Genomic DNA, 21,201 nt, shown 5'->3' with positions numbered 1-21,201 from the left:
CTCGGTCGGCCCCTTTTCGATTCAAGCCGTATGCTTTTCAGACTTCCGTCCCGTGCCGCGCAAGGCGCGCAGCAGCGGCACGGCGATGTAATGAATGAGAGGGATCAGCACCGCGCCGAGGACGAGGCCGAAGAGGCCGGCAGCTGCGGCGGAAACGATCCACTCGATAGCGCCGCCGAGAGCGGGAACGGCATGAGCAGCGGCTGCAGCGACCTCATGAATGACATGGCCGAGACTCGCAAGGCCATAGCCTTCCATTCCATGGATGATGATGCCGCCGCCGACCCAGATCATCGCGGCCGTGCCGACGATGCCGAGGATGCGCAGAAGACCGGGCATGGCGTGAACGAGGCCACGTCCGAAACCCTGCGTGACGGGAGCAAGCGCGCGATCCCCGGTGGTAGGACGTGCATCACCACGTCTCAGAAGTGTGGAAACGGGCCTGTCATTGGCGGCAAGCGCCAGGCCTGCATCGTCCGCCTTCACGATCAGGGCGACGCCGCCATAAACCAGCGCCGTGATGCCGATGCCGACGACCGCGAGCACCATGGCCTGCATCCAGAATGATGTCTCCGGTACCGTCGCCAGCGTGATCGCCATGATCTCGGCAGAGAGAATGAAATCGGTCTGAATCGCGCTGCGCACCTTCTCATCCTCGAAGCTCTGCGCATTTTGCAACGCCTCGCCCACGGCTGCCTCGTGCTGGTGCGCGCCGCGGGGGAAGAGGGCCTCGAACACCTTTTCCGATCCCTCGTAGCAGAGATAAGCGCCGCCGAGCATGAGCATCGGCGTGATCGCCCACGGAGCGAAAAAGCTTAGAAGCAAAGCTGCGGGCAGCAGAAAGATCAGCTTGTTCTTGAGCGAGCCGGCCGCGATCTTGCCGACGATCGGCAATTCGCGCGAGGCCGAAAACCCCACCACATAGCGCGGCGTGACGGCGGCATCGTCGATCACCACGCCCGCGGCCTTCGCCCCGGCCTTGGCTGCCTGCGCTGTTACGTCATCGAGCGAAGCCGCCGCGACCTTGGCAAGGCCAGCGATATCATCCAGCAGCGCGATTAGGCCGATGCTCATGGAGTCTCCCGTCGAATATCCTATGCCGACAACCTCGGGTCTGGCCAGCGGTTGCGGCGATAGCCGGAAATATCACCTGATCGGGCTTTGCGCTATTGAATTACAATATTGTGGCGCGGCTCTCTGAAAGGTAGCTCAGGCCGCTTTGCGGGCGAGATAGCGGCCGTCCTTCATGTCGGTGATATGGCCGTAGCGGACCAGCGTCGTAAGGGCTTGGGCGACGCGAAACTCGATACGCTTGCCGCCTCGCTTGAACCCACGCGCCAATTCCGTCGCATCCATGGGGCGACCGGCCTGCAACAGGGCATGCTCCACTGCCAGGGAATCCTCGGTCCGGTCCCTGGGGAAATCCGGCAGGCCTTTGTCGATGGACACCACGTTGTCGCCCAGATCCAGTTCTCCTGTTTTCGTGGCAGCAAGGCCTTTGGCAAATCGCGGGATCTGATAATCCGGCCGTAGCCACCGCACATGCCCCGCCGCCTCTTCCTTCGCGCGTTCGGCATTCAGAGCAACAAGCCGCTCAAGAATTTCTTCATCGGTGAGACCGTCCGGCCAGCCATATGCCTGGAACACGAGTGCATCGAGCTTCTCGTGCAACTCCTTCAGGATGAGGATAAGTCCCTCATCCTTGATGCGCTTATCGTCGGCGCTGAGCGGTGCGTTGGCCTTGAGCTTCTCCAACACATTGTACATCTGCGTCAGCGTGAGCTTAGGATGCTCGGCTTGATGCACTTTGCGAAAGGCGTCGAGTTCTTCAGCGACGACGCGGATTTGGGACTTTAGGGATTCGGATGGATCAGGGAAGGGAAATGGGTCAAAGCAACGAGACTTCGAGTATCGAGGGTCGTTTCCTATGCCAAGCCAGCCGCCCGCACGTAGCGCCCAACAGATATGTTGACGTGAAGAAAGGTATCCAAGCATCAATGCATCATCAGATGCAATGGCAATAACCATGTGATCAGGAACAACTTTTTTATCTATGAACTGAAACAAACGATGTTTTGATGTTTCAGTCGTTCCAATATAGCGCTCAATGCCAGATAGCGCTTTTCTTAAATCCGGACGCGGGCGCCCAAATAGCCACCATCTTTCACGGAACATAGTATCTCTGGATTTATCTCTTTCCGGCTTTACCGTTGATAGAACATGTTGATAGGCACTTGGCGCATTAGATCTGGCATGGCTATCATCGATGCCAAAGAAGTCGATAATGTAACACCTCTTCGCAGTTCCGACCAAATCGCTTCCATTGATGAAACGCTTTATAAATTGCGTAGATTTTCCGTTATCGGTTGCGCAGATATGCGCTCGCTCTGTATCTGACAGTACGAAGCCTTTTCCAGCGAGCATTACTCCATTCCAAGATAGACCTTCGGTAGCTTGAAGAGGTCTAGCTCGGCTAACCTCAGCTCCAACTGTCAAATCGGGGTTTATCTTTCCGTGTCTGACTGAGAATGTCAGATGTGGCTCATCTGTTTCCAAGCCTCTCTCAGATACAACTTCATATAGTGAACCTTGGGACGAAGCAGATGATGCGACAGTCATAGCGATTCTTACAGCTGCGGCATCCTTAGTAGATTTTGTCCAAGGGTGATCGGGAATTGCAAAAGCCAAGCTTATTTGACTTTCTTCTCCCAGATGGCGCTCAAGAACACGACGATTAAACGTTTGTGAAATAGAGTTGGTGGTCACTAATCCAAAACGTCGAAGCGTCGCGTTCTTCTGCGTTAGCATTTCTGCTGCTTTGTCCCACCAGTATAGCACGAAATCAGCACTCTCATTCATTTGAGGGTGCGCAGTCCAAAGTGCATCAACATAGGCATCGCCTAGTGGTCCACGCATCGCAGCCCCCTTGCCAAGAAATGGCGGATTTCCCACGATGAACTCCGCTTCCGGCCACACAGGCCGTCGCGCATTCGGATATGTCTCGACTAGCTTGCCATCCTTCTCCACCACCTGTGGCGATGGATATCCATCCCATGTCAGCACCGCGTCGTAGCCCAGGCGCTTGCCGAAATTGATATTCTCGAAGGCGCGCAGGATAGGCTCTGACGGATGGCCGTTGCGGGTGCGGTAGTGCTGCTGCAGGTAACCGATCCACACCACGAGTTCCGCGATGGCTGCGGCGCGTGGGTTCAGCTCCAGGCCGAGGAGTTGGTGCGGATCGACCGTTTCTCTTTCGAGGCCCATGCTTTCCGGTTCGCCAAGCTGGGCGAGGGTTTCCAGCACTTCGCCTTCGAGCTTCTTCATCAGCTCCAGCGATACGTAAAGAAAATTCCCTGTTCCGCATGCCGGATCCAAGACCCGCGTGGTGCATAGTTGGCGATGGAAATTGCGGACAATCGCGACCGCTGCCTTTTCATCACCGGTATCCTTCGCATGCTCGGCCTTGCGCATGACCTTCTGCCAATCCTCACGCAACGGCTCCATGACGGTTGCTTCCACGAGGCGCTGCACATAGGCGCGAGGCGTGTAATGCGCGCCGAGCTTCTTGCGCTCCGTCTTGTCGAGCGCCTGCTCCAGCAGCGTGCCGAAGATCGCCGGGTCTACCTCGGTCCAGGAATAGCGCGCGGCAGCCAGGAGCTCCCCGATCTCTTCGCGGTCCAGATCGAACACGGTTGTGTCCTTGAACAGGCCCCCGTTGAAATGGCGCACGCGTGCTTCGATGACATGGCTGTATGTCTCGCCCTTTTCCATCTCCTGCCAAAGCGCTTTCAGGCGATGTGGGAAATGAGAGGGGTCCTTGACGCTTTTTTCCAGCAGGCCTCTGAGGCTGTCGGGCGGCAGAAGCCCTACATCCTCGGCGAACATCGTAAAAAGACAGCGCATGAGGAAATGAGCCACATCTTCCGGATCACAGCCGCGCTCTTCAAGGGCTTTGCTTACCTGAGCAAGACGCCTGGCGATGTCGCGGGTGACGCGCGCCGCCTCTTTCGAGGGATCGAGGGAATGCGGTTCAAGCCAGATGCGCTTGAGAAGAACGCGCACCTCTTCCTTGCGCAGATCTTCCATGTAGATGCGAAAGCCGTTGCGGTCCGGGAAGTGACCGTAGGCGCGCCCCGTGCCCGTGAAATCGGCGTAAAGCTCAAGGCAATGGCCGACATCGCAAACAACGATGAAGGGTGGTGCAGGGTGGTTGGCATCGAGCAAGAAGACATAAGATTCCGCCTGCTGACGCGCATTCTTCATCATCACGTCCCACCCGCGCGCGATGCTGCGTTTGCCGAGCTCAGTTGGCTCCTCTGCCAGTAGGGAGAGCTGGCCAGGAATGGCATTCTTCTTGCCTGGCAGGCGGGACTGCTTGGCCTCGAGGATGAAGGCGTTTTTCTAGAGATCGATACGTCTGGACGCCGTAACGCCTTCGCTGTCGCGTGGGCGCACGGCGCGTTCGAACACGTAATCGTTCAACTCGCGTTCGTTACCTGCAGGATCCGGCCGCGGCACTTCGAGAATATCGCAGAGTTCCGAGAGGAACATCTGATAATTCGCACGCTCGGCGCCGCCTTCACGGGCTGTCCAACGGGCGATGAAGTTCTCGACAGGAAGAGGGCAGGAGGAGGAAGTTGTACTCACGGGCGCACATAATCTTAGGTTGTGCGCCTAGACGTATCAGTGTTGCATATAGCAACCAATGGTTTCTGAAGATATTTTTGATCTACCTAAGGTTATAGTTAACTCACAGTCGCCTGCACCATGGGCTAGGGATCATGGGTATTGGGACAGAATGAGGGGATGATTATGAAGGAAGGGTGGGCCACTCAGGCACTGAACGCGGTCGGCCCCTTGAGATAGACGGCCACACGGTCGAGTTCGACCGTGGTCTCGATGAATTCGACCTGCTTCGCCTTTTCGGCAGGGGCTTCCTCATCCACGGAAGCGGGTTCTTTCTGAGATTCGTGAGTTTCGTCCAACGCATTGTGAACGGCGTGCAGGATCTTGTCCTGCATGTCGTCCTCATGCGTGTCATCAGGGGAACGCGGAGACATGACATCCTCCATGCATTTATGGATATGATTGTTGTCTTGCTTGGTGTCGCAAATAGGGCACCGTCACCGTGCCGTCGATCTCATGCACACCAATACGAGAGGAATGTCTGTGATCAGCCTCATAGACACGTGAAATTGAACGCCAGACATCTCAAGTCCGGCGTTGGATCAGGAGCGCCGAACGTGGTGCACGCTCAGATGCAGCTGCGCCCCATGGAGTTGAGGCCCTCATCCAGGAGATCTGCAAGGCTCGGGATGCCGATCAGCCAATCGGCGGTCGAAACGGAGTTCGCCTCCTCACGCTCGCGTGCAAGGCGCACGGCATCGCCCCATTCTTCCGGCTCCATGTCGCCGCGGCCGATATAGACGAGGGCGATGAGATCGGCGCGCTCGTCGTCATTGAGGCCGGCGATCACGTCGCGCAGTTCGTCTTCCGTAGCGTCGTCGGGGGAGGTGGTGAGGGCGTCGATAGCGCCGTCATCGATGGGGTTGGAGCCCGAAGCCGGATCGGTCATCCCTTCCTTAACGTCGATAGCCCTGACCCGGAGAATGAGTTCGCAAACCTTGTCCAGCGCGATATCCATCGAAACCCTCTTCGAAAATTGGTTTTGAATTCTGTGACAAGGGAAACCGTTCAGAGGGCTTTCGGTTCAGCTTTCGATGCCCTTTCCCATGAAACGGTATGGCTGTTAGGATGTTCTGACAGAGAAAAAGGTCGTCATGCGCCGGTTCCTTATGCTTTCCCTGATCGCAGCCTTGCTGTCCGCCGATGGCGTGACTGGGGCCTCGGCTCAATCCAGGGGCCTTGCCAACCGTTTCGACCTCCAGCCGCAAAGGCCGGGGCAGGTCGATGTCTATGTTCTCTCCTTCGGGTTGTGGGGTTCGCAGAGCGTGTTCGAGAGCGAAGCGAAGGGGGCTGCGCGCATCCTCGAAACGCAGCTTGGTTCGAAGGGCCGCACGATTGTGCACTTCAACACCAAGCGCCGCTTCGGCGCGACACCGCCAGCCCTGCTCGCCGCTGCGCGGGCGACCGGACAGGTCATCGATCCGGCGGAAGACATCGTGGCGCTCGCGCTGACCTCGCATGGGGCGCCTGAGGGCATCGGTATCGTGGCAGGGCAGGACACGCAGCTCATGACGCCGGATGACGTGAAGGTTCTGTTGAACGAGACCAAGGCCAGGCACCGCATCCTCATCGTCTCGGCCTGCTATTCGGGCGTCTTCGCCAATGCCCTGGCCGATCCGCGCACGCTCGTGATCACGGCGGCCGCTGCCGACAGGCCCTCCTTCGGCTGCCGCGATGGCGCGACCTGGACTTATTTCGGGGATGCATTCTTCAACAAGGCCGTGCGCAAGGAGCCTCGCCTCGATCTGGCATTCGAGACGGCGCGCAGTCTTGTCACACAGCGCGAAAGACGAGAGGGTTTCGATCCGTCCAATCCGCAAATCGCTGGCGGGTCGGAGGTGCTGGCACGCCTCAATGCCCGGCCTGTTCCTTCGCGGCAAGCCTGCCGGCCACCGAGGGGCGGCGCGCAAGCCGCCTTGTGCTGATACTGCATCCCCCGCGCCTGTGGCTCCTGCGACATATCCTATCCGGGCTTCGCGGGTGTCTTGACACTGCCATCCAGAAGAATAGGGCAGGTCGCAATCTCACTTTGGTCTTTCGCAATCTCCAAATCCCGGCCATCCCATGAATCCACATGTCTCGCCTGTACTGATGCTCGTCGCATCGAATGTCTTCATGACCTTTGCCTGGTATGGGCACCTGAAGTTCAAGACAACGGCGCTCTGGGTGGCCGTGATCGTGAGCTGGGGCATCGCGTTTTTCGAGTATTGGCTGGCCGTACCCGCTAACCGCATCGGGTCCGAGGTCTATTCGGCGGCGGAGCTGAAGACGATGCAGGAGGTCATCACCCTTCTGGTCTTCGCAGGCTTCTCGGTGCTCTACCTCAAGGAGCCGCTGGGCTGGAATCATCTGATCGGCTTCTGCCTGATCGCCGGCGGCGCGGCCTTCATCTTCCACGGCAAATAAACGATGGCCTTCGCCATCTATGCCGGTGCGGCTTTTGCCGAAATCGCGGGATGCTTCGCATTTTGGGCGTGGCTGCGCCTGGACAAATCCGCGTGGTGGCTCGTGCCTGGGATGGGCTCTCTGGCGTTTTTCGCCTATCTGCTGACGCTTGCCCCCAGCGATGCCGCGGGGCGCGCTTATGCGGCCTATGGCGGCATCTATATCGTGGCTTCGCTCCTCTGGCTCTGGGGCGTGGAGAGTACCCGTCCGGACCGCTGGGATCTGGCCGGCGGCGCCTTTTGTCTTGCCGGTGCGGCGATCATCCTGTTCGGGCCGCGCGGGTAAAAGTGGCCTATTCCGCCGGCTTCATCCGTAGAATGCGGCCCTGCTGGGAATCTGTAAGCAGATAGACCAGGCCATCCGGCCCCTGGCGCACGTCGCGTATACGCTCGCCGAGGTTCTGGAGCACCCGCTCTTCGCCGGTCACCTTGTTGCCGCTGGTCTCGAGCCGCGACAGGAGCTTGCCCGCCAGCGCGCCGACGAGAACGCTGCCGCGCCAAGCCGGGAACTTGTCGCCGGTATAAAAGGCCATGCCCGAAGGGGCGATCGACGGATCCCAGTAATAGACCGGCTGTTCCATGCCCGCCTTCGCCGAGCCTTCGCCGATCTTCCCACCGGAATAATGCACGCCATAGGAAATCACGGGCCAGCCGTAATTCTTGCCTTTCTGGGGAATGTTGACCTCGTCGCCACCGCGCGCGCCATGCTCGGCGACCCAAAGCTCACCCGTTTTCGGATTGATGGCCGCCGATTGCACGTTGCGATGGCCGGACGACCAGATCTCCGGACGCGCATCCTCGCGGTTAAGGAACGGGTTATCAGACGCGGCCCCGCCGGTCGGCTTGATGCGCACGATTTTGCCGAGGTGGTTGTTGAGATTCTGGGCCTGATCGCGCAGGTCGTTGCGCTCGCCGAGGGTCACGAAAAGATTGCCGTCGCGGGCAAAGACGAGGCGTGAGCCGAAATGCTGTGTGCCTGAATAAGACGGCTCCTGGCGGAAGATGACCTGCGTGTCCTCGAGCGATGTCCCATCCTGGCTCAGGCGGGCTCGGGCCACGCTCGTGCCGTTTTTGCCTTCGCCCCGATCCTCCGCGAAGCTCATGTAGATGAGGCGGTTCTGGGTGAAATTGGGATCGAGGATCACATCGAGAAGTCCGCCCTGGCCGCGCGCCGAGATGCGGGGCAGACCCTTGATGGGCTCTGACAAGTCTCCGTCCGCTGAGACGATGCGCAGGCGGCCGGGCTTTTCCGTCACGAGCATTCTGTTGTCGGGAAGGAAGGCGAGGCTCCAAGGGTTCTGAAGGCCCCGGGCGAAGGTTTCGACGATCACTTCGACCTTGTCGGTACGAAGGCGCTGCGTGTCCTGGGCGAGGGTCGCAGGGATTGCGGCGAAGGTCAGGGCGCAGGCGAGGGCAAGGCGGGGTATCGTCATCAAAACTCTCCGTCAGTCCAGGTTCGGAGAGCTAACCTTTCAGGCCAGGGCGTCAACTATGCCGCCCATCACTCCAGCGTTACCGGTGCGAATAGACGTGGACAGTATTCGTGTCCTGGGCCGACAGGGATTGCGTGGTCGCGAGGACCGAGAGCGTCGCAAGTCCCATGATCATGATCAGCGCCAGAGACCAGCGATTCTGCTGCTGCGCGTCGACGCGATGGACACGGGATGCCACATGGCAGGTGTTTCTTGAGCGAAAGGTTTTCATGGGCTCTTCCCCTTAAGAGGCCAAGGTGGGTTTGGATAAAAAACCTCTGTGACTCAAGAAAGTTCCAGGTGCGGACTGAAGTCATTCATTCAAAGTCTTGGCTAAGTGCCCGCGTTAACTAATCATTAACCATTTTGACCGTGAGCGGGCAAGATTGAGGAGAGCGTTCGATCCTTAAAATGCAGATGACCGGGGCAAGCCCGGCCATCTGTCGCCTGTGATGATCGCTCAGGTTATTCAGCTTTGATGCCTGCGGCTTTGATGATCTCGGCCCAGGTCTGGATTTCCTTTTCCAGGTAGGGCTTGAAGGTGTCGGGATCGCGCACGTTCAAAGTAAAGCCGAGCTTTGTGATGCGCTCCTTCACGTCGGGCTTGTTGAGGATCGCGATGATCATGCCCGACAGCTTGTCGAGAACGGGCTTGGGCGTGTTCACCGGCGCGAAGAAGGCGGCCCAGGATTCCGCATCCGCATTGGTGATGCCCTGCTCGCGCAGGGTCGGAACGTCAGGAGCCTGTGGGTTGCGCTGCGGGCTTGCGATGCCGATGGCGCGCATCTGGCCGGCCTGGAACTGGCTGAGCACGCTCGGAAGGGTCGAATTCGACACGTCGATGCGCCCGGCCATGAGCTCCGTCACCAGGGGAGCAGCGCCCCGGAAGGGCACGTGCGTCATCTTGGTGCCGGTGCGCGTCATGAAGAGTTCGGTCGCCAGATGCGAGCCTGAGCCGACACCGGTGGAGCCGTAATTCAGCTTGGTGGGGTCCTTCTTGGCGAGTTCGATCAGCTCGGGGATGGTCTTGGCCGGCAGGTCGTTCTTCACCACGAAGACATGCTCGAACGCGCCGGCGCCTGCGAGAGGAGCAAAGTCCTTCACCGCGTCATAGCCGGGCTCTTTCAGCAGGAACATGTTGTTCCCGTGAGTCTGATTGTTGCCGAACACAATGGTGTAGCCATCCGGCTCGGCGCGCGCCACAGTCCGGGTGCCGACGGCGCCGGAGGCGCCGGCCAGGTTCTCGACGATCACGTTCTGGCCGAGATCCTTGCCCATTTCCTCGGCCACGATGCGGGCGATCACGTCCGTTGGCCCGCCCGCCGGGTAGGGGACCACCATCTTGATCACACGGCTGGGATAGGTCTGCGCGACGGCAGCGGTGGAAAGAAGGGCCGCGCCGGCGAAAAGGCCGAGCGCGAGGCGGCGGGTCACGGATATTGTCATGGGAAACGGCGGCTCCTCAAAAACCCCTTCAACGGGGCTGTTTTGCTTGCTTGGACAGCTTGAGCGGATTAGGGTCCGCCCCCGTCACGCTCCCTTCTTACCGCCCCAATCGGAGGATTCCCATGGGCTTTTTGTCTGACGCCCTCTCGCGCATCAAGCCGTCTGCAACCATCGTCATCACGCAGAAAGCGCGGGATCTCAAAGCCCAGGGTCGGGACGTAATCAGCCTGTCCGTCGGCGAGCCAGATTTCGACACGCCCGACAACATCAAGGAAGCGGCCATCGCCGCCATCCGCCGCGGCGAGACGAAGTACACGCCTGTCTCCGGCATCGTGCCGCTGCGCGAGGCCATTTCCCGCAAGTTCAAGCGCGAGAATGGCCTGGACTACAAGCCCTCGCAGACCATCGTGTCCACCGGCGGCAAGCACGTGATCTACAACGCGCTGCTCGCCACCCTGAACCCGGGCGACGAGGTCATTGTGCCTGCTCCCTACTGGGTGTCTTATCCGGAAATGGTGGTGCTCTGCGGCGGCAAGCCGGTATTCGTCGATTGCACGATGGAGCACAACTTCAAGCTCCAGGCGGGCGATCTCGATCGCGCGATTACGCCCAAGACCAAGTGGATCATCCTCAACTCGCCCTCGAACCCGACCGGCGCCGCCTATTCCTACACGGAGATGAAGGCGATCACCGATGTGCTGATGCGCCATCCGCATGTTTGGGTGCTCACGGACGACATGTACGAGCACCTGACCTACGGCGATTTTGAGTTCGTCACGCCGGCCCAGGTCGAGCCCCGCCTCTATGAGCGTACGCTCACCATGAATGGCGTCTCGAAATCCTATGCCATGACCGGCTGGCGTATCGGCTACGCGGGCGGTCCCGAACAGCTGATCAAGGCCATGGACTTCGTGCAGGGCCAGCAGACCTCCGGCACGAGCGCGATCTCGCAATGGGCGGCCGTGGAAGCCCTCGACGGTCCGCAGGATCACCTCAAGGTCTTCAAGAAGGCTTTCGAGGGGCGCCGCGACCTCGTGGTATCCATGCTGAATCAGTCGAAGTATCTGAAGTGCCCGATGCCGGAAGGTGCCTTCTACGTCTATCCGTCCTGCGCCGAGGCCATCGGCAAGACCGCGCCTTCGGGCAAGGTCATCGAGACGGATGAGGACTTCGTCGCCGAGCTTCTGGAAGCCGAGGGCGTCGCTGCGGTGCACGGTTCGTCCTTCGGCCTCGGCCCGAACTTCCGCATCTCCTACGCTACGTCGAACACGCTGCTGGAAGATGCTTGCAACCGCATTCAGCGTTTCTGCGGTTCGCTGCGCTAACCTCCACCAATCTCTACCGCCTCGGGATTACAGCTTAACTCCCGAGGCAATCCTATATTGCTGCAGGAGTGTCGGCCTAACGATGGAACGACATTCCTGTCTGCCGGTTGCTCGCTAAGCTTCATAGAGCTTAGGAGTTCAACCATGCTTCGCGCCGCTCTTCCCGCCGCCATCCTTGCCCTCATCGCATCGTCCGGTTTCCACGAGGCGCAAGCCCAGAGCCGTACCCGCTTGGGCGTTCTGACCTGCAACGTGTCGGGCGGCATCGGGCTTATCGTGACATCGCAGAAGACGACAGCCTGCACCTTCGATCCCCGCCGAGGCCGCAACGAACGCTATGTCGGCGTGATCCGCCGTTTCGGGCTCGATGTGGGCGTGACGGGGCGGGGCGTTCTCGCCTGGGCAGTCTTCTCAGGAGGCAGCCTTGCGCCTGGCTCCTTGGCCGGCAGCTATGTCGGTGCCACAGCCGAAGCGAGTGTCGGCGCGGGCCTGGGAGCGAATGTGCTGGTCGGCGGCTCCAACAGGTCCGTCGCTCTGCAACCGCTTTCGGTCGGCGGCCAGACCGGGTTGAATTTCGCTCTCGGCGTCAGCGACTTCGAGTTGCGTGCAGCGCGGTAATCCTTCGAGACCGGAAAATTTTCGACGGCCAGGCGAAAGCTTGGCCGTTTTGCTTGCACAAAAGACACCTTGCCAAGGCTGCTCAATGAGCAGAGCATTCTTGAAAAGAGACTGCCAGACGCCTTAACGCACAGGGCGTAGATCATTGGGGGCAAGGGAAGGAGACTTTTCATGGCACCCAACGGCAGACAAGCTGCGGGCCCGCGATGCGTTGCCATCGTCGGCCCATTCCAGAGCGGCAAGACCACTCTGCTCGAAGCGATCCTTGAGCGGACAGGCGCGATCTCCCGCGCGGGCCGCGTTGCCAATGGCGACAGCGTCGGTGATGCAAGCGCCCAGGCTCGCGCGCATGGCATGAGCATCGAGCCCAATGTCGCGACAGTCGATTTCATGGGTGAGACGATGACCTTCGTCGATTGCCCCGGCTCCATGGAATTTCTGCACGAAATGCGCAATGTCACGCCGGTCTGCGACGCCGCGATCGTCGTGTGCGAGGCGGACGAGCGCAAGGTGCCTGCTCTCGAAGTGATCCTTCGTGAGCTCGAGGAAGCCGACATTCCGCGCTTCCTGTTCATCAACAAGATCGACGTGGCCACGCAGCGCGTGCGCGAAACGCTGGCATTGCTGCAGCAGGCCTCACGCACGCCGTTGCTCCTGCGCCAGATCCCGCTATGGAAGGACGGCATCGTCAGAGGATTCATCGACCTCGCGTTGGAGCGGGCCTTCATCTATCGCGAACACGCGCCGAGCGAGATCGTGGAGATGCCCGATGGCGAGGATTCCCGCGAGCGCGAAGCACGCTATGCCATGCTTGAACGTCTCGCCGATTACGACGATGCGTTGATGGAAGAACTGATTTCCGAGATCGAGCCCCCGCGTGACCGTGTGTTCGACGATCTCTCTCGCGAGTTGAAGGAGCGGCATGTGGTGCCTGCCCTCATCGGCTCCGCGGAGCGCGGAAACGGCGTGACGCGTCTTCTCAAGGCCCTGCGCCACGAGGCGCCTGGATTGGAGGAAACCCGCACTCGTCTTGGTCTGTCCGAGGATGGGCCTCCTCTCGCGCAGGTCATGAAAACCCAGCATATGGGGCAGGGCGGCAAGCTCTCGCTCGCCCGCATTCTGCGCGGGGAGTTACATGAGGGCGACACGGTCCTGGCATCGCGCGGCACGGAGGCACGCATCGGCAGCCTTGTGACGATTGTCGGCACCAGCACCGCGCGTGTGCAGGAGGCGAAAGCCGGCGACACTGTGGGCTTCGGACGCTTGGAAGGTATCGCGACAGGCGACAGCTTCTCATCCGGAAAGACGCGGCCGGACGCCATCGTATCCCCCGCACCGCCCGAACCGGTTTACATGCTTGCGATCAAGGTGAAGGATCGCAAGGACGATGTGCGCCTTTCCAGTGCGCTGACGAAAATCACGGAGGAGGATCCTTCGCTCATCGTCGAAACCCGTCCCGACATGGGCGAGATCAGGCTGCTCGGGCAGGGCGAGATGCATCTGCGCGTCGCGGTCGAGAAGCTCGCGGCGCGATTTCAGGTTGGCGTGGAAATGATGAAGCCGCGCGTGGCTTATTGTGAAACGATCCGCGGTCCCGCATCGGCGCGCGGCAGGCATCGCAAGCAGACCGGCGGCCATGGCCAGTATGGCGATGTGATGCTCGAAATCAGGCCGCTGCCGAAGGGTGAAGGCTTCCTGTTCGAGGACAGGATTACGGGCGGCGTGGTGCCGCGCCAGTATATTCCATCGGTGGAGACGGGGGTGCGCGATGCGCTGAAAAGCGGTCCGCTCGGCTTCCCGCTGGTGGATATCGCCGTGACGCTCACGGATGGCTCCTACCACACGGTGGATTCATCCGATGCCGCATTCCAGGCAGCGGCCAAGCTCGCCCTGGCCGAAGCGCTGCCGAAAGCAAAGCCCGTACTTCTCGAACCCGTGCTCGCCGCCGAGATCGCGATCCCCACGGAGGCCCTGTCCAAGGCGACCGGCCTCGTCACGGCAAGGCGCGGGCAGATCCTCGGCTACGACAGCAGGCCGGGCTGGACCGGATGGGACATAATCAGCGCAACGATTCCGGAAGCGGAAATCGGCGACCTCATCATCGAATTGCGGTCCGTGACGGCCGGTGTCGGCACGTTCTCCACGCATTTCGACCATCTGTCCGAACTGAGCGGCAAGCCGGCTGAAATAGTGCTCCACAAGGCTCATTAGGGCTTTGATCGGCAGGTTTTGACCTTGAAACACCCTTTGGAACGGCCGGCTCTCGCAAAGCCGGCCGTTTCTCGTTCCTTCGGCCCATCGACAAAGGGGGGTATCCGCGCCAATCTTTGCCTTAAGGAGATATCATCTCCATCAGGGACACGCCTCGCTCACAGGCGGGAGGAAGAACGATGAACGCCACGACATCAGCGCCCAGCCTCAACGATGCCGCTGGAACCGCCTCAACCCGCCCTTGGCTGAAATCCTATCCGTCGAATGTGCCGCAGACCATCGACGAGAGCCACATCGGCACCGTCGTCGACATCTACAGGGCCGCTGTCGTCGAATACGCGAACCGTGCCGCCGTCGAGAGCTTCGGCAGCAAGATGACCTATGCCGAGCTCAATCGCAGCGCTGAAGCCGTGGCCTCGTGGCTGCAGAGCCAGGGATTGAAGAAGGGTGATCGCGTCGCGATCATGCTGCCGAACGTGATGGCCTATCCGGCGCTCATGTTCGGCGTGCTGCTGGCGGGCGGCGTCGTCATCAACATCAATCCGCTCTACACAGCCCGCGAGCTGCGGCATCAATTGGTGAATGCGCGCGTCCAGACGCTCTTCGTCCTGGAGAATTTCGCCGAGACCGTGCAGGAGGCGATGGCGAATGTCACGCTGACCAAGGTCATCATCGTGAAGCCCGGTGATCTGCTCGGTCTCAAAGGGCAGGTCGTCAATCTAGTGTCGCGTTATGTGAAGAAGGCGGTCAAGCCGTACGACATTCCGGGCGCGCTCTCGTTCGCCAGCATCCACAAACAGGGGCTCACGAAGAAGCCGCTTCCTGTGGACGTTTCGCCTGACGACGTCGCGTTCCTGCAATATACGGGCGGAACGACCGGCATTTCCAAGGGCGCCGTCCTGCTCCATCGCAACGTGACGGCCAACGTGCTGCAATGCGAGGCCTGGATGCGGCCGTTCTTCGGCGAGCGTGATGATCACACGATGGTCACCGCGTTGCCGCTCTACCACATCTTCGCGCTGACGGTCTGCGCGCTTTTCATGACGAAGATCGGCGGATGCCAGCTTCTCATCGCCAACCCGCGCGACATCCCAGGCTTCGTGAAGATTCTCAAAAAGAGCCACTTCACGCTCATGGCCGGCGTCAACACGCTCTACAATGCGCTGGCTCATGCGGAAGGTATCAAGGACGTCGATTTCTCGCAGCTCGTCTTTGCTGTCGCAGGCGGCATGGCGACCCAGGAAACGGTGGCGCGCAAGTGGAAGGAAGTCTCCGGACATCCCATCGTCGAGGGTTACGGCTTGTCCGAAACCTCGCCCGTCGTCTGCGCCAACCGGCTCGACATCGAGGAGTTCACCGGTACCATCGGTTATCCGCTGCCATCCACCGATGTCGCCATCCGCTCGACGGACGGCGCCACCATGCCGCCCGGCGAGCGCGGCGAGATTTGCGTCAAGGGTCCGCAGGTGATGGCCGGTTACTGGGAGAACCCGGAGGAGACCGCCAAGGTCATGACGCCGGATGGCTATTTCCGCACGGGCGATGTCGGCACCATCCTGCCGGATGGTCAGATCAAGATCGTGGACCGGATGAAGGACATGATCCTGGTTTCAGGCTTCAATGTCTATCCGAATGAAGTCGAAGACGTCATCGCCCGGCATCCCGGCGTTATGGAGGCCGCCGTCATCGGCTTGCCGGATGAGCAATCAGGGGAGGCGGTCGTGGCCTATGTGGTCCGCAAGGACCCGTCGCTGACGGCCGAAGACCTTCGCCACTTCTGCCGCGAGAACATGACCGGCTACAAGGTCCCGCGTCGTGTTGAGTTCAGGGAATTCCTGCCGAAGACCAATGTCGGCAAGATCCTGCGCCGCATGCTCAAGGAAGAGGTGAGCCGGACCGGCTCTATATAGCGCGCCGTGTTTCAGGGCAAAAAAAAGCCGGGCCAAGGGCCCGGCATAAAGTAGAGGTCCGACAAAAAAGTCAAAACCTTCCAGAGGGAACGGCCGACACGGCGTCGCCGGGAGGAAGAAAGCGATGCCGCGTGAAATCAGCCAAGGCTCATATCGACTGCTCACCGCTTATTTGCAATGCAATATGCCTCATGAAAGGGCTGCGCTGTGTGCATGGCTTAAGCTGCGGACGGTCATATTCCGGTCAAGCTTGCACAAGTAGGGGCGATTCTTACCTTAGAACATCAGCCTTGTTTTTGCTCACGATGCGTTAGAACGTCCAGCGCTGGGCCTTGGAAATCAGGAAGTCGCGGAATGCTTGAACACGGGCGACCGAGCGCATTTCCTCTGCATAAACGAGGTAGCTGTCGAGCGACGGCATCTCCACGTCCCGCAGGATCTGGACGAGGTTCGGATTGCCCACCGCTGCGTAATCAGGCAACACGGCAATGCCGGCTCCCGTTTCCACCGCGATCTTCAAGGCGGTAATGTTGTTGACCACGTAATGATATTGGCGCGGCTCCTTGCCCTCGCGCCCGGCTGTCGCGAGCCAGTGCACGGACATCAGGTAGGAGGGCTGGTCGCCGCCGAATGAGATGATGCGGTGCTCGTCCAGATCTTCCAGCGTCTTCGGTTCGCCGAAGCGCTTGATGTAATCGAGCGATGCATAGACGTGGAAATGCACCGTGAAGAGGCGCCGCTGGATCAGGTCAGGCTGGGCCGGGCGACGCAGGCGGATCGCTACATCGGCCTCGCGCATGGCGAGATCGAGTTCCTCGTTGGAGAGGATCAGTTCGACCCGCACATCCGGATAGAGATCGAGGAACTCGGCGACGCGCTGGGCCAGCCAGATGGAGCCTAGGCCGACCGTGGTCGTCACCTTCAGCTCGCCTGAGGGGCGCTCGCTCGTCTCCACGAGACGCGCCTTGGTGGTCTCGAGGCGCATGCGCATGTCGCGGGCGGCGCGGAACAGCAGATCGCCCTGCTCGGTGAGAATGAGCCCACGGGCATGGCGGTGGAAGAGGGGGGCCTTCAGCTCGCGTTCGAGCGCGCTGATCTGGCGGCTCACCGCCGACTGGCTGAGGCCCAGATCATCGCCGGCCCGCGTGAAGCTGCCCGCTTCCGCGACGGTGTAGAAAATCCGGATTTTGTCCCAGTCCACGGCGCTTCCCTCATGCCTCGCATGCACATGACGCGGGGCACCTTATTTCCAATGAGGCAGCCGCCTGACGCAACAGGAATCCGAGCGCAGCACTAACCAGTTGTTAATAAACCTATTCGGCGGCTTCCTGAGTGACCTCCAGGGCCGCCAGATAGCGTTCGGCGTCAAGAGCGGCCATGCATCCCATGCCTGCCGAAGTCACGGCCTGGCGGTAGATGTCATCCGTCACGTCGCCGGCGGCGAAGACACCCGGGATATTGGTGCTCGTAGAGCCCGGGCTCACCTGAAGATAACCGCCCGGCTTCATGTCGAGCTGGCCCGCGAACAGCTCCGTCGCGGGCTTGTGGCCAATGGCGATGAAGACGCCGTGCGTCTTGAAGTCGGAGATTTCGCCGGAATTGATGTTCTTCAGGCGAAGATGGGTGACGGAGGAGGGGTTTTCGGTACCGCAGATCTCCTCGACCGCATGGTTCCAGAGCACCTCGATCTTGGGATGCTTGAACAGGCGGTCCTGGAGGATGCGCTCAGCTCGCAGGGAATCACGGCGGTGAACCAGGGTGACCTTCGAAGCGAGGTTGGCGAGATAGAGCGCCTCCTCGACGGCGGTGTTGCCGCCGCCCACCACCACAACTTCCTTGTTGCGGTAGAAGAAGCCGTCGCAAGTGGCGCAGGCCGAAACGCCGAAGCCCTGGAACAGGCCCTCGGAGGGTAGGCCCAGCCACTTGGCCTGGGCACCCGTCGCGACGATGAGGGAGTCGCAGGTATAGACGTCGCCGGAATCGCCCTCGAGGCGGAAGGGGCGCTGCTTCAGGTCCACCTTGGTGATGTGGTCCGAGATCATCTTGGTGCCCACATGCTCGGCCTGGAGGCGCATCTGCTCCATGAGCCAGGGACCCTGGATCACCTCGGCGAAGCCCGGATAATTCTCCACGTCGGTAGTGATCATGAGCTGGCCGCCCGGCTGGAAGCCGGAGATCATCACGGGTTCGAGGAGCGCGCGCGCCGCATAGATCGCCGCCGTATAACCTGCCGGGCCCGAGCCGATGATGATGAGCTTGGAGTGAGAATGGGCCATCAGGAGGTCTCCAGTGAAAAGGCGATGTCCGGCAAACCGAGGGCGCGGCGATGAAGGCTGAAGCCCCGCGCGATGGCATCCGCAATCTGAGGTGTTGAATTTAAGGGCTGGTAGGCTTGTCCTTCAAGTCTGCCCTCGAAGGCATGCACAACTCCATGGGCCTTCAGGCGATCCATGTAAACAGTGAGTTTCGGGTGTCCGCCGGAGGGCTCGAAGACCAGGATCGGCCGTCCCGTGGCGGCGGCCTCGCCGATCATGTTGAAGGAATCGGCGGTCGCCACGATGAAATCGGCGAGGCTCAGCAGGGAGACATAGGGATTCTCGCTTCCACCCGCCCAGAAGAAGCCGTCATGCTTCTTCGCCAATGCAGCTAGGGCCGTCCGCAAGGCAGGCGGTGTGCGCCGCGAGGCGGTCATCATCAGGCCAGCGCCGGTTTCGGCCAAAGTGGTCAGGTGCGCGACGAGGCGCGCGATGTCGCTGTCCTGGAAGCGATGATGTCGGCTATCGCCGCCCACGAGAACCGCAACGCGGGGATGGGGCAGGTGGGCCAGCCTGGGATCCGGATGGGCACGGGCCTCGGCAATCTTCCGTGCCGAGACGCGATGAGGCGGGGTAAGGGTGGTGAGGACGTTTCCGCCGCGCACGCGGTCATAATCAGGGGACCAGATGAAGTCGGCGACCTTGGGTCTCGTGCGGGGATCCTTCAGGAAAACCGTATAGGTCCTGCCGCCAGAAGCCTTCTTCACGAAGCGCAGATAAGGAACGGCCCGGCGGCCGGAGGCAATCAGGATATCGGGAAAAGGCGGGGCGAGTGGACTGTTCGGCGCACCGGGACGCTCGCGCGGGTCGATGGGCCCCCAGGGCATGGCCCATACGAAAGGCGCTTTGGGAGCAACGCGGCGGATCTCCGGTTCCAGCCCGAGGGCCTCGGCGACGCTCAGGGCCTGAAGCTCGTCTCCGGCCTTGCCGTCGGTCAGCACCCAAGAGGTCGGGCCGGTCAAATCGCGCAACATTCGATCAATGAGCCTGTGGAGTTCATGAAGTTCATTGCGACTTAATCGTCTGCCCTTCTTGTGCAGACCCTCTACACGGTCTACTCAGCCAAGACGAGCTTTTTGACCAATGTTTCATGATCCAGGCGCAAAAGGGTTTTTACCCGCCGTTTGGGTCATGTCTTCCTGGAGTTACCGTGCGCGGACGCCTTGATTCCATCGACTGGGCCATTCTGAGGGAACTGCAAGCCGACGGCAGCATCACGAATGTGGAGCTGGCCCGTCGCGTCGGCCTGTCGGCACCACCATGCCTGCGCCGGGTGCGTGCGCTCGAGAGCGCCGGCATCATCAAGGCCTATCGTGCGATCCTTGACCCGAAGGGCCTGGGCTTCGAGATCGTCTGCTTCGCCATGGTCCAGCTCGATGTTCAGGGCAAGAAGGAGCTTCGCGAATTCGAGCAGCGGGTCAAGGACTGGCCCATGGTCCGCGAATGCTGGATTCTCTCGGGCGATATCGACTTCATCATGAAATGCGTAGCCCCGAACCTGACCTCGTTCCAGGAACTCGTCTCCGAACTCACATCCCTGCCGAACGTCCGCAACGTCCGCACGGCCCTGACCCTCGACCTGATCAAGGACGAGCCGCTGGTCCCCATCGAGGACGTGGCCGAGGCGACCGAGTAAGGCCGACAACTAAGCTTCAGTCAAAGCCTGCGCCGCAGCCAGAGTACGTAGTTCCGGGCCATCGCAGCCGCGCGGCCCAGCTCGTCCGGGTCGCGGATGCTTCTATCCGCCTGAAGGGTCGCGTGCTGCGGATGGCGGGCGAGGATCTCGCCATTCCGACCGACGGCCAGAGCTTCGCCGTCCATTCCATCGCTTCCGCCGCCTCCGCCACCTTCGCGGCGCCAGCCGACGGCGCCGTCAGGGAAGGGCGTCAGGAAAATTCCAGTGATCACCAGCACGAAGCGCGGCCCGCGCGGGTCCACCCGATCCGCAAAGGAACGGTGAAGCTCGTCCAGGGCCGCCTGGGCGACGAGATCGGCAAAAGGCCCGAGGCCCTTGGCCTTCAGGGCGCTCACATCCACGGAGAATGCGGAAAAGGCCTGGGGAAAGCCCTGCGCCTGCGCCGGGGCATACGCAAGCAGTCCCGCACCGGCGAGACCGGCGCAGGCGAGCTTGTGAAGAAAAGAACGGCGGGATTGAGGGAGCATGGTCTGATTTCTCATTACTTGCCCCCTCATCATATCAGGCGCTGAAACGAACGCCGACGACTTCGTAGGATTTGCCGCCGCCGGGGGTCGAAACCTCCACCGTGTCGCCGATGGTCTTGCCCATCAGGGCGCGGGCGATGGGGGACGCGATGGACACGAGTCCAGAGCGTACGTCGGCCTCGGGCTCACCGACGATCTGGTAAGTTTTCTCTTCCTCGGTGTCCTCGTCCACCAGCTTCACGATTGCGCCGAACTTGATCCGGTCGCCCGAGAGCTTGGCGATATCGATGACCTCCGCACGGGAGATGAGGCTTTCCAGCTCAAGGACGCGGCCCTCATTGAGGGACTGGGCTTCTTTGGCTGCATGGTATTCCGCGTTCTCCGACAGGTCGCCAAGCGCGCGGGCTTCCGCGATCGCCTGGATGATCCGGGGGCGTTCAACCTGTTGACGTCGCTTGAGCTCTTCCTCCAGCGCCGCAAAACCCTTGATCGTCAGAGGGACCTTGTCCATCGTTTGTCTCGTCTAAAAAGAGGTACGAGGCCGCTGTTTCCAGCGCCCTCGCATGTCAACGAAAACTTCCATGAAGCTTCGCAGTTCCAATGTGGAGGCC

Annotated in this window: 21 protein-coding genes; 8 read left to right on the top strand and 13 right to left on the bottom strand. The window is 60.7% G+C overall.

Annotation, left to right across the window (positions count from 1 at the left end; all coding sequences use genetic code 11):
* Window positions 1-21: 21 nt before the first annotated feature.
* From AB4Y85_RS02610 to AB4Y85_RS02590, 5 genes are all read right to left on the bottom strand, one after another.
* Window positions 22-1,074, bottom strand: coding sequence for a DUF808 domain-containing protein (locus tag AB4Y85_RS02610; RefSeq protein WP_441983295.1), 1,053 nt, complete (start codon window positions 1,072-1,074; stop codon window positions 22-24).
* A gap of 135 nt (window positions 1,075-1,209) precedes the next feature.
* The gene (locus AB4Y85_RS02605; protein ID WP_441983696.1) at window positions 1,210-4,389 is read right to left on the bottom strand and encodes a class I SAM-dependent DNA methyltransferase; all 3,180 of its coding nucleotides are present in this window, start codon (window positions 4,387-4,389) and stop codon (window positions 1,210-1,212) included.
* A gap of 12 nt (window positions 4,390-4,401) precedes the next feature.
* A complete protein-coding gene (locus tag AB4Y85_RS02600; RefSeq protein WP_441983294.1) occupies window positions 4,402-4,647 on the bottom strand; it encodes a hypothetical protein in 246 nt (81 codons plus the stop codon).
* Window positions 4,648-4,832: 185 nt separating this feature from the next.
* A complete protein-coding gene (locus tag AB4Y85_RS02595; protein ID WP_441983293.1) occupies window positions 4,833-5,060 on the bottom strand; it encodes a hypothetical protein in 228 nt (75 codons plus the stop codon).
* Window positions 5,061-5,254: 194 nt separating this feature from the next.
* Window positions 5,255-5,644, bottom strand: a complete 390-nt coding sequence (locus AB4Y85_RS02590; RefSeq protein WP_441983292.1) for a DUF3775 domain-containing protein — start codon at window positions 5,642-5,644, stop codon at window positions 5,255-5,257.
* 136 nt (window positions 5,645-5,780) lie between these two features.
* Between AB4Y85_RS02590 and AB4Y85_RS02585 the strand changes: the two genes are divergently transcribed.
* The 3 genes from AB4Y85_RS02585 (at window position 5,781) to AB4Y85_RS02575 (ending at window position 7,416) form a co-directional block, all read left to right on the top strand.
* On the top strand, window positions 5,781-6,611 hold the full coding sequence (locus AB4Y85_RS02585) for a C13 family peptidase (RefSeq protein ID WP_441983291.1): 831 nt from the start codon (window positions 5,781-5,783) through the stop codon (window positions 6,609-6,611).
* Between the two features lie 139 nt (window positions 6,612-6,750).
* Window positions 6,751-7,092, top strand: coding sequence for a DMT family protein (locus AB4Y85_RS02580; RefSeq protein WP_441983290.1), 342 nt, complete (start codon window positions 6,751-6,753; stop codon window positions 7,090-7,092).
* Window positions 7,093-7,095: 3 nt separating this feature from the next.
* A complete protein-coding gene (locus AB4Y85_RS02575; protein ID WP_441983289.1) occupies window positions 7,096-7,416 on the top strand; it encodes a YnfA family protein in 321 nt (106 codons plus the stop codon).
* 7 nt (window positions 7,417-7,423) lie between these two features.
* Here AB4Y85_RS02575 and AB4Y85_RS02570 read toward each other — a convergent pair whose 3' ends face one another.
* The 3 genes from AB4Y85_RS02570 to AB4Y85_RS02560 all read right to left on the bottom strand — a co-directional run bounded on the left by AB4Y85_RS02570 (window position 7,424) and on the right by AB4Y85_RS02560 (window position 10,048).
* A complete protein-coding gene (locus AB4Y85_RS02570; RefSeq protein WP_441983288.1) occupies window positions 7,424-8,563 on the bottom strand; it encodes a PQQ-dependent sugar dehydrogenase in 1,140 nt (379 codons plus the stop codon).
* Between the two features lie 79 nt (window positions 8,564-8,642).
* Window positions 8,643-8,834 (bottom strand): hypothetical protein, encoded by a 192-nt coding sequence (locus AB4Y85_RS02565; protein WP_441983287.1) that lies wholly within the window; start codon window positions 8,832-8,834, stop codon window positions 8,643-8,645.
* A gap of 233 nt (window positions 8,835-9,067) precedes the next feature.
* Window positions 9,068-10,048, bottom strand: a complete 981-nt coding sequence (locus AB4Y85_RS02560; RefSeq protein ID WP_441983286.1) for a Bug family tripartite tricarboxylate transporter substrate binding protein — start codon at window positions 10,046-10,048, stop codon at window positions 9,068-9,070.
* A gap of 122 nt (window positions 10,049-10,170) precedes the next feature.
* On the opposite strand from AB4Y85_RS02560, the gene AB4Y85_RS02555 reads away from it, so the two are divergent.
* From AB4Y85_RS02555 to AB4Y85_RS02540, 4 genes are all read left to right on the top strand, one after another.
* Window positions 10,171-11,373 (top strand): pyridoxal phosphate-dependent aminotransferase, encoded by a 1,203-nt coding sequence (locus AB4Y85_RS02555; RefSeq protein ID WP_441983285.1) that lies wholly within the window; start codon window positions 10,171-10,173, stop codon window positions 11,371-11,373.
* A gap of 144 nt (window positions 11,374-11,517) precedes the next feature.
* Window positions 11,518-11,991: a DUF992 domain-containing protein gene (locus AB4Y85_RS02550; RefSeq protein ID WP_441983284.1), complete on the top strand. Its 474-nt coding sequence runs from the start codon at window positions 11,518-11,520 to the stop codon at window positions 11,989-11,991.
* Between the two features lie 171 nt (window positions 11,992-12,162).
* A complete protein-coding gene (locus tag AB4Y85_RS02545) occupies window positions 12,163-14,202 on the top strand; it encodes an elongation factor G (RefSeq protein WP_441983283.1) in 2,040 nt (679 codons plus the stop codon).
* Between the two features lie 179 nt (window positions 14,203-14,381).
* Window positions 14,382-16,112 carry an AMP-binding protein gene (locus AB4Y85_RS02540; RefSeq protein ID WP_441983282.1) on the top strand — a complete coding sequence of 577 codons (1,731 nt, stop codon included), beginning with the start codon at window positions 14,382-14,384 and terminating at the stop codon, window positions 16,110-16,112.
* Window positions 16,113-16,422: 310 nt separating this feature from the next.
* Here the strand turns inward: AB4Y85_RS02540 and AB4Y85_RS02535 are convergent, their stop codons facing one another.
* From AB4Y85_RS02535 to AB4Y85_RS02525, 3 genes are all read right to left on the bottom strand, one after another.
* Complete coding sequence (locus AB4Y85_RS02535) at window positions 16,423-17,313, bottom strand: LysR family transcriptional regulator (protein WP_441983281.1); 891 nt, start codon at window positions 17,311-17,313, stop codon at window positions 16,423-16,425.
* A gap of 112 nt (window positions 17,314-17,425) precedes the next feature.
* Window positions 17,426-18,388 (bottom strand): thioredoxin-disulfide reductase, encoded by a 963-nt coding sequence (gene trxB, locus AB4Y85_RS02530; RefSeq protein ID WP_441983280.1) that lies wholly within the window; start codon window positions 18,386-18,388, stop codon window positions 17,426-17,428.
* Complete coding sequence (locus AB4Y85_RS02525) at window positions 18,388-19,401, bottom strand: mitochondrial fission ELM1 family protein (RefSeq protein WP_441983279.1); 1,014 nt, start codon at window positions 19,399-19,401, stop codon at window positions 18,388-18,390. Before AB4Y85_RS02525 ends, trxB begins: the two co-directional genes overlap by 1 nt.
* A gap of 176 nt (window positions 19,402-19,577) precedes the next feature.
* Here AB4Y85_RS02525 and AB4Y85_RS02520 point away from each other — a divergent pair, with 176 nt between their 5' ends.
* Window positions 19,578-20,063 (top strand): Lrp/AsnC family transcriptional regulator, encoded by a 486-nt coding sequence (locus AB4Y85_RS02520; RefSeq protein WP_441983278.1) that lies wholly within the window; start codon window positions 19,578-19,580, stop codon window positions 20,061-20,063.
* A gap of 20 nt (window positions 20,064-20,083) precedes the next feature.
* Here the strand turns inward: AB4Y85_RS02520 and AB4Y85_RS02515 are convergent, their stop codons facing one another.
* Complete coding sequence (locus tag AB4Y85_RS02515) at window positions 20,084-20,590, bottom strand: twin-arginine translocation signal domain-containing protein (RefSeq protein WP_441983277.1); 507 nt, start codon at window positions 20,588-20,590, stop codon at window positions 20,084-20,086.
* A gap of 34 nt (window positions 20,591-20,624) precedes the next feature.
* Window positions 20,625-21,101, bottom strand: a complete 477-nt coding sequence (gene greA, locus AB4Y85_RS02510) for a transcription elongation factor GreA (protein ID WP_441983276.1) — start codon at window positions 21,099-21,101, stop codon at window positions 20,625-20,627.
* Between the last annotated feature and the right edge of the window lie 100 nt (window positions 21,102-21,201).

The sequence above is a fragment of the Microvirga sp. 2YAF29 genome (genome assembly GCF_052114605.1).
In the GTDB taxonomy this organism is placed as follows: Bacteria; Pseudomonadota; Alphaproteobacteria; order Rhizobiales; family Beijerinckiaceae; genus Microvirga.
This window is presented reverse-complemented; position numbering and strand designations above follow the sequence as displayed.